This window comes from Acinetobacter sp. EKM10A (assembly GCF_011075215.1).
GTDB classification, from domain to species: domain Bacteria; phylum Pseudomonadota; class Gammaproteobacteria; order Pseudomonadales; family Moraxellaceae; genus Acinetobacter; species Acinetobacter baumannii.
Map to the genome: position 1 here is coordinate 91,251 of NZ_JAALLK010000008.1, position 12,164 is coordinate 103,414.

Below are 12,164 nucleotides of genomic sequence, written 5' to 3' on the forward strand. Positions count from 1 at the left end.
GGATGAATATCGCCTTTATCGGTCTAGGTAATATGGGCGGCAGAATGGCCCAAAACCTACTAAAAGCCGGACTCAAAGTTTATGGTTACGACCTCAGTGAAGTCGCGATTCAGCACTTCGCCGAGGCAGGTGGTGTGGTCTGCGACAGCCCACAGAATGCAGCTAAACAAGCAGATGTGGTCATTACCATGTTGCCTGCGGCGAAGCATGTTAAAGAGGTTTACTTGGGTGAAAATGGTGTCTTGGAAGTGCTAAAAGCAGGTAGCTTATGCATTGATAGCAGCACCATTGACCCACAAACCATTAAAGACATTGCTGCTGTTGCACAGAGTAAAAATATTAAAATTTGTGATGCACCAGTTTCTGGTGGAACCATTGGTGCTCAAGCAGGAACCTTAACCTTCATGGTCGGTGCTGATGAACAAACCTTTAATGAGGTGAAACTTGTGCTCAGCCATATGGGCAAAAATATTGTTCATTGTGGTGATGTCGGTGCAGGTCAAATTGCCAAAATTTGCAATAACCTGATTTTAGGAATTTCAATGGCTGCGGTGGCCGAAGGCATGGCACTCGGTGTGAAGCTAGGCATCGACCCACAAGCATTGGCAGGTGTAATTAATACTTCAAGTGGCCGTTGCTGGAGTTCGGATGTGTGTAACCCATGGCCACATATTAATGAAAATGCGCCCGCATCTCGAGGCTATCAAGATGGCTTTGCCACTCAGCTGATGCTAAAAGATTTAGGGCTCGCTGTTGAAGCTGCAGGCCAAGTGAAACAGCCGATTTTGTTAGGTGGTATGGTGCAACAGCTTTATCAACAAATGTGTATGCGTGGTAATGCTCATCTCGATTTCTCGAGCATTATTCAGCAATACCTGCCACAAGAGGCATAACGATAAAGCCAAAGGATGGCTTTAAACGAATAAATCAAACCCTGTCGTGAATAACAACAAATCCGGACTGAGGGAAAAGATATGATGGATTATCAAAATGCTGTACAGGCTTTCGATTTGGAAAGCACTGCTAAACAGATGTTGTCAGGTTCACTTGATGCACTGAACGCATGTTATGAGTGTTGTGATAGACATGCAGATGGCGACAAGATCGCGCTGTACTGGCAAGGAAAAGACGGTCGCAAAGAACAATATACCTTCCGTGAACTAAAAGAATGGTCGAGTCAGTTTGCTAACTTTTTAAAATCACAAGGTGTGAAAGCGGGAGACCGTATTTCAGGCTTATTGCCAAGAACACCTGAACTGATCGTGACCATTTTGGCAGCTTGGCGAATTGGTGCAGTGTACCAACCCCTATTTACTGCCTTTGGTCCCAAAGCGATTGAGCACCGTATTCAACTTGCTCAAAGTAAGCTGGTGGTGACCGATATGGGCAACCGTAGCAAGCTCGACGAAATTGAAAAGTGCCCTGCAATTATGACAGTGGCCGACGCACAAGGTACTCCGCTTAAAGCAGGTGATTTTAATTTCTGGAATGAAGTGAAGCAGCAGTCCGATCAATGTGATCTGGTGATGCGTAACATCCAAGATCCTTTCTTGCTTATGTTTACGTCTGGCACTACAGGACCAGCGAAACCATTAGAAGTGCCACTAAAAGCATTGATTGCTTTTGGTCGATATATGCAAGATGCGATTGGTTTAACTGAAGAGGATTCATTCTGGAATATTGCCGATCCGGGTTGGGCGTATGGTTTGTATTATGCGATTACTGGGCCGTTATTTTTAGGCCATGCCACTTTGTTCTATGAAGGCGGTTTTAGCACCGATAGTCTATGCCAAATTGTGAAAGATTATAAGGTTAACAACTTGGCAGGTGCACCAACCGCTTACCGCATGATGATGGCGGCTGATCCGGCACAAATGGCGCCGTTAAAAGGACAATTGCGTGTGGTGAGTAGTGCAGGAGAGCCGCTAAATCCGGAAGTAATTCGTTGGTTTAAACAAGTCCTTGATGCTCCAATTTATGACCACTACGGGCAAACTGAAGTAGGCATGGTGGTGTGTAATCATCATGGTTTAAAACATGAAATTCATGCTGGTTCAGCAGGTTTTCCAAGTCCGGGCTATCGTGTTGCGATTGTTAATGAACAAGGTGAAGAACTTCCGCCAGACACACCGGGAATTTTAGCAGTCGACATTAGCCAGTCTCCAATGATGTGGTTTGGTGGCTATAAAGAAAGTCGTAAATCACCTTTCATCGGTCATTACTACTTAACGGGTGATACTGCCGAGCTACATGCCGATGGCAGTATGAGCTTTGTCGGCCGTAGCGATGATGTGATCACCACATCAGGCTATCGTATTGGACCTTTCGATGTGGAAAGCGCACTACTTGAACACGACGCTGTGATTGAAGCCGCAGTAATAGGCGTGCCTGATCCGGATCGCACTGAAGTGGTTAAGGCTTTTGTAATTTTAGCTGCGGATGCTCAACCTTCCGATACACTTGCTGAAGAACTCAGCCAATTTGTTAAAAGACGACTTTCTGCACATGCTTACCCACGTTTAGTTGAATTTGTGAGTGAATTACCTAAAACTCCAAGTGGCAAAATTCAGCGCTTTTTATTGCGTAATCAAGAAATTGCTAAACAACAAGCTAAAGCAGGGTAAAGGAAATAATAATGCAATTTACCGAAGAACAATTACTCATTCGTGATATGGCGAAAAGTTTCGCCCAAGAACAAATCAAGCCTAATGCCAGTGATTGGGATCGAGATGGAACTTTTCCAAAAGAAACTCTGACTCAAATGGGACAACTCGGTTTTATGGGAATGCTTGTTTCAGAGGAATGGGGTGGTTCAGACACGGGTAACTTAGCCTATGTACTGGCACTCGAGGAAGTTGCAGCAGCGGATGGTGCAACCTCGACCATTATGAGTGTACATAACTCGGTTGGTTGTGTGCCTATTTTAAAATTTGGGACTGACGAGCAAAAAGAGCGCTTTTTAAAACCTTTGGCACAAGGTGAAATGATAGGAGCTTTTGCCTTAACCGAACCGCATACTGGCTCAGATGCAGCAGCCATCAAGACCCGTGCGGTAAAAGATGGCGACTATTACATTTTAAATGGTGCCAAGCAATTTATTACCTCGGGTAATAATGCCGGTGTCATTATCGTATTTGCTGTGACCGATCCGAGCGCAGGTAAAAAGGGGATTAGTGCATTTTTAGTCCCACGCGAGACACCGGGTTATGAAGTGATTCGCGTTGAAGAAAAACTGGGTCTGCATGCTTCAGATACGTGTCAGATTGCTCTGACAGATGTACGCATCCATAAAAGTCTCATGCTGGGTAAAGAAGGTGAAGGCCTGAAAATTGCTCTCGCCAATTTAGAAGGTGGACGTATTGGTATTGCTGCACAAGCAGTCGGTCTAGCACGTGCGGCGCTCGAAGAAGCAACTCGTTATGCCAAAGAGCGTATTACTTTTGGAAAACCAATTTTTGAGCATCAAACCATCGCGTTTCGCCTTGCTAGCATGGCAACTGAAATTGAAGCAGCGAGACAACTGGTTCACTACGCTGCACGTCTCAAAGAAGCAGGCCAACCATGTCTCAATGAAGCTTCAATGGCCAAACTATTTGCTTCAGAAATGACGGAACGTGTGTGCTCAAGTGCCTTACAAGTGTTTGGTGGCTATGGTTATCTCAGAGACTTCCCAATTGAACGTATTTACCGTGATGCGCGTATTTGTCAAATTTACGAAGGCACAAGTGATATCCAACGTTTAGTGATTGCACGTAGTCTATAAAATCAGAACAAGGAATAAATAATGCAGTGGCAAAGTATTTTATTAGAAAAGCGTAATGGGGTTGGATTGATTACATTAAATCGCCCTCAAGCGCTCAATGCCTTAAATAGTGAATTAATTAGCGAAATTAATCAGGCATTAGATCAACTCGAAAAAGATCGCGAAATTGGCTGTATCGTATTGGCAGGCTCTGAAAAAGCTTTTGCCGCAGGGGCCGACATTAAAGAAATGGCCGATTTGGCATTTCCCGATATTTATTTAGATGACTTTTTTCATCTTGCAGACCGTATTGCGCAGCGCCGTAAACCTCTAATTGCAGCGGTGAGTGGCTATGCATTGGGTGGTGGCTGTGAATTAGCACTCATGTGTGACTTTATTTATTGTGCTGATAACGCCAAGTTTGGTTTACCCGAAGTCACTTTAGGGGTAATTCCGGGTATTGGTGGGACACAGCGTTTAACCCATGCCATTGGTAAAGCTAAAGCAATGGAAATGTGCCTTACCGCTCGTCAAATGGGTGCAGTAGAGGCAGAACAAAGTGGTTTGGTTGCACGTGTGTTTAGTAAAGAAGAATTACTTGAACAAACCTTGCAAGCCGCTGAAAAAATCGCAGCACGGTCTTTAACTGCAAATATGATGCTCAAAGAAACCATTAACCGAGCTTTTGAGGTGAACCTTACCGAAGGTTTACGTTTTGAACGTCGCATGTTCCACTCCATTTTTGCAACTGCGGACCAAAAAGAAGGCATGCAGGCATTTGTTGAAAAACGGCAGGCAAATTTTAAAAATCAGTAAGAGATCAATAAAATGAATACAGAAAATCACTTAATGATTGAGCGACAAGGTAAGCTTGGCGTGATCACCTTAGATCGTGTGACTCATCTCAATGCATTGTCGCTAGATATGATTGAAGGAATTGGCGCCCAATTGGAGTTGTGGCGAAATGATGCTGCTGTTCAGGCGATCTTAATCAAATCAAATAGCCCAAAAGCCTTCTGTGCAGGTGGCGATATTCGCTATCTCTACGACAGTTATAAAAATGGCACAGCCGATTACAAAGGCTACTTTAGTGCCGAATATAAAATGCTCAATACACTGCGCGAATATGAAAAGCCAATCATCGTTGTGCTTGATGGCTATGTATTAGGCGGTGGTTTTGGCTTGGCTCAGGCGTGTCACATTGTGGTAAGCAGTGAAAAGTCCAGATTTGCCATGCCTGAAACAGCGATTGGTTTTTTCCCGGACGTTGGCGCAACTCATTTCCTGTCTCGCCTTGATGATATTGGCGTTTATATGGCAATTACGGGTGAGCAGATCAGCAGTAGCGATGCGCTCTATCTCGACTTAATTGACTACCATGTGCCAAGCGATCAGTTACAAGCTTTACAAGACGCTCTCGTCGAAGCGCCAAGCTTAAGCAAAGAGGGAATTGAACGCATCATTACCCGATTTATTACTCGTCCTGCCGAAAGTGAGCTCAAACAGTTGGCAGAAGGTATCCGTAAACACTTCGGATATCAGCATTTAGATGAGATCGAACAAAGCCTTGAAAATGAAAAGGATGAGAGCTTAAAGACTTGGGCGAGTAAGATGCTTAGTATTTTGCAGCAGCGTTCATTTATTGCCAAACAAACCAGCTTGAAACTGCAACATTTAGGCCGTGGACTTTCACTACAGCAGTGTATGCAGCTTGAGCGTGACTTACAGGATATCTGGTTTGAGCATGGTGACTTTATTGAGGGCGTTCGTGCGCTCATTGTTGATAAAGATAAACAACCACGGTGGCAAGAACGTAATCCTGAGCTGGAACAAATTTTAGAAAAACTAAGCTAAACCATTTTTCAAACACATAAAAAGCTTAAGGAGATCAAGCGAGACCTGAACATGCTTATGGTCAGGACAGATCATAAGCATAAAAAGACAAAACAAGAAAATCTAAAAAGGACATTACGATGCAAACAATACATGGAAACGGTTCACATCCTAAAAAGTCGTCACATCGATTAGCAGGCATCTCTAGCATGGTCGGCACCACGATTGAGTGGTATGACTTTTTTGTTTATGGTGCAGCAGCAGCCCTCATTTTTAACAAGTTATTTTTCCCAAATCTGGACCCACTTACAGGTGTGCTTGCAGCATTTGCAACCTATGCTGTTGGGTTTATTGGGCGGCCTTTAGGTGGTTTAGTCTTTGGCCATTTCGGTGACAAGATTGGCCGTAAGTCAATGTTGTTGCTAACGCTGATGCTCATGGGGATTCCAACCGTACTGATTGGCCTCTTACCGACTTACGAATCAATTGGATATTGGGCGGCAATTGGCTTGGTGATCTTGCGATTTATTCAAGGTATGGCCATGGGCGGTGAGTGGGGCGGTGCCGTGCTTATGGCAGTAGAACATGCACCCGAAGGTGGTAAAGGGTTTTGGGGAAGTTTGCCTCAAGCCAGTACCGGTGGGGGCTTAATGCTCGCCTCAATCGCACTAGGACTGGTGTCGTTATTACCTGAGCAAGCATTGTTTAGCTGGGGCTGGCGTTTACCATTTCTTGCCAGCATTATTTTACTGGCAGTGGGTTGGTATATTCGTGTAAAAGTGCCTGAGTCACCAGACTTTGAAAAAGTAAAACAACAGTCCGAAGAAGTCAAAGTTCCGGCTTTTCAGGTTTTTAAAAATCATCCAAAGCAACTCATCACCATTATTTTGGCGAGAGCTGCTGAAAATGCATGGTTCTATATTGCTTCAACTTTTACGCTAGCTTACACCACCACACAATTAGGTATTCCACGACAAGACATTTTGTTTGCTACCATTTGCGGTGCAGCCGTGATTTTATTTATGACGCCGTTATGCGGACATTTGTCCGATAAAGTCGGTCAACGCAATATGTTTATGTTTGGTCTATGCGTATTGGCACTTTATTCTTATCCATTTTTTAGCATGCTCAATACCAAAGATCCGGTACTGGTCTGGACGGCAATTGTTTTGGCAATTGGTGTGGTGTTTCCGATTATGTATGCGCCACAAGCTCAGCTTTTTGCGCGTCAATTTCCTGCTGAAATTCGTTATAGCGGTATTTCGATTTCGGTACAGTTGGCAGGTGTTTTGGGTGGTGGTTTAGCCCCTATGATTGCCACTAAACTGCTCAGTATTGGGCAAGGCAATCCATATTTAATTATGTTTTATATCGGAAGTATGGCTGTAGTTGCGATTATATCGACATCATTTATGCCGCGTGATTGGAGCTATAAAAAGGATGAGACTTATTATAAGAAAGCAAACCTAAATCTAAAAACCAAGATTGATTGATATGTAAAAATTAGGACTCATACCCCACGGATAGGCATGAGTCCTATATAAGAAATTAGATATCAATCAAGCATGCAAACATCGAATATCCATCAATCGTCATTGGTGGACCTGCACGATGGGCACGAAAACCCGCAGCACGTAATAAACGTTCTACTCCAAGAGGAGAAGTCGTAATGAGTTGTTTTGCGCCTTGTTCTCTTGCAAAGTTGATTGCTTCTTGCAGAATTGCAATTGAGACCGGTGATGACACAGCCTGACTGCTAGAGGAAGGCGGATTTGAAAAATCTACGGCTGAAAACCTTGATAATTCCCAAATTTCTGGTGAGCAGGGAATAGGCATTCCATTGAGAAGTTGGGGAAATATTTCCCCGAGTAAATAGGGTTGTGTGGTGGGTAGTAGTCTGGCACAACCAATGATATTGGATTCTCTGTCTTGAGCCACGACATACGCTGTATCGATTTTATCAAATTGATCTAGTTCTTCATTGTTTGGACAGTTCAACTCCCAACCCAAATATTCAACAAATACCCTGTAGCGGTAACTTTTAAATTTGGTATATAAGCCTTCTGAAAAATTGTTTTGAAATCCAGCAATAATATTCATTACAAGTGCTTCCACTTATTTTTCAAGTGACTTTACTGAACAGCTGGAAAGGCGGTAACTGTAAGAATTTACAGGTTTCTAAGAGAAGGTTTGACTTAATGAAGACTTGGTTAATGACGTATTGATTTGGGCATAAATAAACGGTTCCCAGAACAAAGTATCTATTTTTTTCTCGAGTAATGTTTCATTAATATCAAATCCGATATCCATACCAGATACATCAACAATCATGATATTGCTTCGAGGTAACCCCACTCGTTTTACGGTAGTGATGCCATTATTCTCAATGAGTTCCCAATCCCATCCGGTACTTAAAGCTGGAGTTTGTGAAGTTGCCCATTCAGTAAAACCATAATAGAAAATTTGAGACGCTTCAGTATGTCTAGATTCAACGGTAGAGATGATGTGTTGGAGAGGATAACTCATGAGTTGGTTTTCATTCATTCGAATAAAACCATCTGTTGAGATAGAGAAACGAGGGGGTATGCTAACCATGCTACCTGCTTAAGTACCCTAAATTAAGATTTAATGAATAAATAACATAAATTTTTGCCAATAAAATACTGTTATATTTAACAGGTTAACTGTAATTTGTTAGCACATCTTTAAGCTCTTCTTATTAGAGAGATTTTCGGGTAAAAAGTTATTTTTTTTAAAGAGACTCCTTCGATGGAGCTTATTAGATAGTCAATATTGCTACTACTCAAATAATAATTACAAGTATAGGGACTTCTACAGTAATTGATTGGTTTTTAAAATATTATAATTATTTTTAGTTTTTATATATAAAAACTAAAAAAATTAGAGATATCGAATAATTGATAGACAATATTATTTAATTAAATTAATAAAAGCATACTATAAAGATTAAGTAGTCGACCTCTTTATAAATTAAAAAAATATATATTTTGGAATAAAATGCATCGTGTAAATTTTAATTTTTAAAGCATAATCTGCGCATGAAATATAACAACCTTGAAAGCTTTCAGACCTCTAGTTTATCTGAATAATTTGCAACCATTCCGGGCTTAAAAGTGTTGTTAATTGGATGATGAATTCAAAATCTTTAATTGAGAGCTCTAATAGAAGACTAGGCGCCGAAAATATATTTAGCAACTTCAGAATCTTTTAGATTTTTGAAGGACTTTATGGAAATTACGGTAAAAGATTAGACCTAAACTTCAATTTGATTGCTTGGATTCACAATATGCAACCGAATAAAAAATAGTCTGTGAATGGAGTCTAATGAGAGCAAATGGAAAGTTGGCAAGAGGATTTATTATCAGCATTTTTGGTGGTAAAAAATGAATACCAGTTGTTTGAGATCGTTAAATCTACCGCATCAAGGCTCGGATTTGACTATTGCGCTTATGGTATGCAATCACCCTTATCTATTGCTGAACCAAAAACAATTATGTTGAATAATTATCCAGAAGCATGGCAGAAACGTTATGTGGAACGGCAATATGTGAAGATAGATCCAACTGTGCAGCATTGTATGGTATCACTTCAACCTCTTGTTTGGTCGAGTCAATCTGCAAAGACACAGGCAGAAAAAGATTTTTGGGAGGAAGCGCGTTCTTATGGTTTAAATGTCGGTTGGGCTCAGTCAAGCCGTGATTTTATTGGGACCCGAGGAATGCTAACACTGGCAAGATCCAATGACCAGTTATCAGAAAAAGAGCAAAAAGCACAATATACGAATATGTACTGGTTGACTCAAACAGTGCATTCCAGCATTGCTAAAATAGTAAATGATGTAGAGTTTGCTAAATTCAATCTTTATTTAACGAACAGAGAAAAAGAGGCGCTACGTTGGACTGCCGAAGGCAAAACGTCAGCAGAAATAGCTCAGATTCTTGGAGTAACTGAAAGAACCGTAAATTTCCATCTCAGTAATTCCATGCAAAAGTTAAATGTAAATAATAAAATTTCAGCAGCTATTCGAGCTGTAATGCTAGGGCTTTTGTAGAGATTATAAATAATATAGGAATTTAATATTAAAATTAAAAGAAATAAATAATTTTAAGATTTATATGTTTGATTTACATTAATTAAATATTTTAAATTTAAGGAAATATAATAAATTAATTTTCAATATTAAAATAAAATATCTATCTACTTATTTCTAAGCTATATTCTTAAATATTTATATTTTATATATGCCTATATAAATATAATAATTTGATTTTTAATTTATATTATTTTTATAAAGTTTTTGAAATTATTTAATCTAGAGTTAAAAATAATAAGAAAGAAACTGTTTACGAGTAAAAAACCTTCAAAATCTTGGCTTATGCGTATCTAAATTAGGAATAGATGAGGCATTAATTTAAAATAATGATAAGAAATTAAAAATATATAACTGAACAAAAAATGATTCATATAAAGGATTTAGCTTCTTAATTTTCGATAAGAGACCACTAACCTGTAAACACTTACAGGTGTAATAAATAACACTCACACATAAAATATAATGTGAATTTATATTTTAAATAAAAAGTATATTTATTCTTTATTAAGAAACCTAGCAAGAAATGTCGTTTCTGAATTAGCAGATTTTAAAGGTTAATTATAATTAATCGGAGTAAGTTATGGCTGTAATGTGTACGGATAATATCATTGCAACTTTGGAATCCCACGCAAAATTAAATGGAAATAAGATCGCTTTTGAGTATTTGGGACGCCAGTCTGGTGGTATTCAATCTCTGACATATGCAGATTTGAATGAGCGAGTTCAACATCAAGCCCAAATATTAATGAGTATTGTAGACAGTGGTGACCGTGCCGTATTGCTGTTCGAACCTGGGTTGGACTTTATCGTATCGTTCTTCGCCTGTCTGAAAGCTAAAATTATTGCAGTACCAGTCAGCTTACCCTTTAACCGTAATGGTTTTTCTAATATTTTGAATATTATGAATGACTGTGAGCCTAAGATTGTACTCACGACAAAAAAGATTCTTGAGCTCGCAGGTCTTATCACACTAAAAGCTCAAAATGAAAATTTGATATTACATGCTGTTGATGCCGAATTGCAGCGTGACTTGGTGGAAAAAGATTTTCCGCTTATTACTGAAAAAGATATCTGCTTCCTTCAATATACCTCAGGCTCAACAGGCTGGCCTAAAGGCGTAATTGTTACTCATAAAAATATTATGGCCAATGAGGTCATGATTGCTGAAGCTTTTGGTACACAACCAGAAGATGTTGGCCTGACATGGCTGCCTGTTTACCACGATATGGGGTTGATCGGCTCGGTTTTGCAAACCGTATATGTGGGACTGACTTGTTATGTCATGTCGCCGCTGGACTTCATTCGAAAACCTCTTAAATGGCTACAATTTATTAGTGAAAAAGGCGTCACGATTAGTGGTGGACCAAACTTTGCCTATGAATTGTGCCTACATCGCATCACTGATGAGCAGGCTGCAGCGCTTGATCTAAGCCGTGTGCGTGTGCTGTTTAATGGTGCCGAGCCGATCAAGGCCCATGTCATGCAACGCTTCATGGAGAAGTTCAATACACAATCGAAGCTCCGGCTCGATACTTTCTTGCCATGTTATGGTTTGGCAGAAGTGACGCTCTTAGTCAGTGGCGTAACTGGCCCTCTCAATGCAATTTCACTTGATCGTGACAAGTTAAATGCCCATTTGGTACAGACCAGCCAAGATCAGACAGCCGTGCAAGTAGTGAGTTGTGGCAAGATCTCGAAACATATTGATTGTCGTATCGTTAACCCTTATACCCGTAAAGAGGTGGCGGCTCATGAAGTCGGTGAAATCTGGTTAGCAGGTGAGAGTGTCACTGCAGGTTACTGGCAAAAGCCGGAAGTTAATCAGGAAACTTTTGAAGCAACGATCCTTGATGAGGCGGGACAACCTAGCCAAGTACACTACTTAAGAACGGGTGATATGGGCTTTATCAAAAACGGAGACCTTTATATAACCGGCCGCCTTAAGGATGTGATTATCATTCGTGGCAAAAACTATTATCCGCAAGATATCGAATGCTCTGTTGAAATGGCACATCCTGCTGTTCGTAAAGGTTGTGTTGCGGCAGTGAACTTTGCTGATTCTGAAGGGGTTACGGTTGTACTTGAGATTAAGAAAAAGTCCTTAGATAAGACACTTAATTTTGAAACCATCAGAACTCAAGTTAAAGAACAAGTGGCGGCTGATATTGGCTTGCCTGTAGACGGTGTCTATTTACTGCACCAAGGCCGAATAAATAAGACCACTAGCGGCAAAATTAGAAGAAGAAAAATTAAAGAGCAGATCGAACGCGGTCAACTGGTCTGTTTAACCCATCCAAACCGTAGAACGGTGATTGCTCGAAACTATGTCAAGAACGGCTTAGACGTCATCCGTGATCGTGAGCAGCGGGGGCAGCTGATTCGTTATAGCTCCAATCTACTCAACTCAATGATCAAGGAACGTGAAGTACGCACGCTGATTTTTAGTCGTCTGAAAAGTGCTTTGTTTTAACCCTT

The 12,164-nt window shown here is 40.7% G+C and carries 10 protein-coding genes; 8 read left to right on the forward strand and 2 right to left on the reverse strand.

What is annotated here, in order from left to right; translation table 11 throughout:
• The first annotated feature begins 2 nt into the window (after nucleotides 1-2).
• The 6 genes from mmsB to G9371_RS11965 all read left to right on the forward strand — a co-directional run bounded on the left by mmsB (nucleotide 3) and on the right by G9371_RS11965 (nucleotide 7,068).
• Complete coding sequence (gene mmsB / locus G9371_RS11940) at nucleotides 3-893, forward strand: 3-hydroxyisobutyrate dehydrogenase (protein ID WP_029424603.1); 891 nt, start codon at nucleotides 3-5, stop codon at nucleotides 891-893.
• An 81-nt stretch (nucleotides 894-974) separates the two neighbouring features.
• Nucleotides 975-2,624 carry an AMP-binding protein gene (locus G9371_RS11945; protein WP_029424602.1) on the forward strand — a complete coding sequence of 550 codons (1,650 nt, stop codon included), beginning with the start codon at nucleotides 975-977 and terminating at the stop codon, nucleotides 2,622-2,624.
• An 11-nt stretch (nucleotides 2,625-2,635) separates the two neighbouring features.
• Complete coding sequence (locus G9371_RS11950; RefSeq protein WP_001160772.1) at nucleotides 2,636-3,763, forward strand: acyl-CoA dehydrogenase family protein; 1,128 nt, start codon at nucleotides 2,636-2,638, stop codon at nucleotides 3,761-3,763.
• A gap of 21 nt (nucleotides 3,764-3,784) precedes the next feature.
• Nucleotides 3,785-4,558 (forward strand): enoyl-CoA hydratase, encoded by a 774-nt coding sequence (locus tag G9371_RS11955; RefSeq protein WP_001198683.1) that lies wholly within the window; start codon nucleotides 3,785-3,787, stop codon nucleotides 4,556-4,558.
• Nucleotides 4,559-4,570: 12 nt separating this feature from the next.
• Complete coding sequence (locus tag G9371_RS11960) at nucleotides 4,571-5,596, forward strand: enoyl-CoA hydratase/isomerase family protein (protein ID WP_029424601.1); 1,026 nt, start codon at nucleotides 4,571-4,573, stop codon at nucleotides 5,594-5,596.
• Between the two features lie 119 nt (nucleotides 5,597-5,715).
• Nucleotides 5,716-7,068, forward strand: coding sequence for an MFS transporter (locus tag G9371_RS11965; RefSeq protein ID WP_001193289.1), 1,353 nt, complete (start codon nucleotides 5,716-5,718; stop codon nucleotides 7,066-7,068).
• 55 nt (nucleotides 7,069-7,123) lie between these two features.
• Here the strand turns inward: G9371_RS11965 and abaI are convergent, their stop codons facing one another.
• Together abaI and G9371_RS11975 are read right to left on the reverse strand one after the other, a co-directional pair.
• Entirely contained in the window at nucleotides 7,124-7,690 is a 567-nt protein-coding gene (gene abaI / locus G9371_RS11970) for an acyl-homoserine-lactone synthase AbaI (RefSeq protein WP_086221560.1), read from the reverse strand.
• Between the two features lie 63 nt (nucleotides 7,691-7,753).
• Nucleotides 7,754-8,170, reverse strand: a complete 417-nt coding sequence (locus G9371_RS11975; protein ID WP_064987440.1) for a DUF4902 domain-containing protein — start codon at nucleotides 8,168-8,170, stop codon at nucleotides 7,754-7,756.
• Nucleotides 8,171-8,930: 760 nt separating this feature from the next.
• On the opposite strand from G9371_RS11975, the gene abaR reads away from it, so the two are divergent.
• Nucleotides 8,931-9,647: a LuxR family transcriptional regulator AbaR gene (gene abaR, locus G9371_RS11980; protein ID WP_000446790.1), complete on the forward strand. Its 717-nt coding sequence runs from the start codon at nucleotides 8,931-8,933 to the stop codon at nucleotides 9,645-9,647.
• 622 nt (nucleotides 9,648-10,269) lie between these two features.
• Entirely contained in the window at nucleotides 10,270-12,159 is a 1,890-nt protein-coding gene (locus tag G9371_RS11985) for a fatty acyl-AMP ligase (RefSeq protein WP_029424599.1), read from the forward strand.
• The last annotated feature ends 5 nt before the right edge of the window (nucleotides 12,160-12,164 follow it).

Bases quoted from the DNA above. Each gene is read 5' to 3' on its own strand.
- mmsB (WP_029424603.1), top strand. From the start codon at position 3: ATGAATATCGCCTTTATCGGTCTAGGTAATATGGGCGGCAGAATGGCC.
- G9371_RS11945 (WP_029424602.1), top strand. From the start codon at position 975: ATGATGGATTATCAAAATGCTGTACAGGCTTTCGATTTGGAAAGCACT.
- G9371_RS11950 (WP_001160772.1), top strand. From the start codon at position 2,636: ATGCAATTTACCGAAGAACAATTACTCATTCGTGATATGGCGAAAAGT.
- G9371_RS11955 (WP_001198683.1), top strand. From the start codon at position 3,785: ATGCAGTGGCAAAGTATTTTATTAGAAAAGCGTAATGGGGTTGGATTG.
- G9371_RS11960 (WP_029424601.1), top strand. From the start codon at position 4,571: ATGAATACAGAAAATCACTTAATGATTGAGCGACAAGGTAAGCTTGGC.
- G9371_RS11965 (WP_001193289.1), top strand. From the start codon at position 5,716: ATGCAAACAATACATGGAAACGGTTCACATCCTAAAAAGTCGTCACAT.
- G9371_RS11975 (WP_064987440.1), bottom strand. From the start codon at position 8,170: ATGGTTAGCATACCCCCTCGTTTCTCTATCTCAACAGATGGTTTTATT.
- abaR (WP_000446790.1), top strand. From the start codon at position 8,931: ATGGAAAGTTGGCAAGAGGATTTATTATCAGCATTTTTGGTGGTAAAA.
- G9371_RS11985 (WP_029424599.1), top strand. From the start codon at position 10,270: ATGGCTGTAATGTGTACGGATAATATCATTGCAACTTTGGAATCCCAC.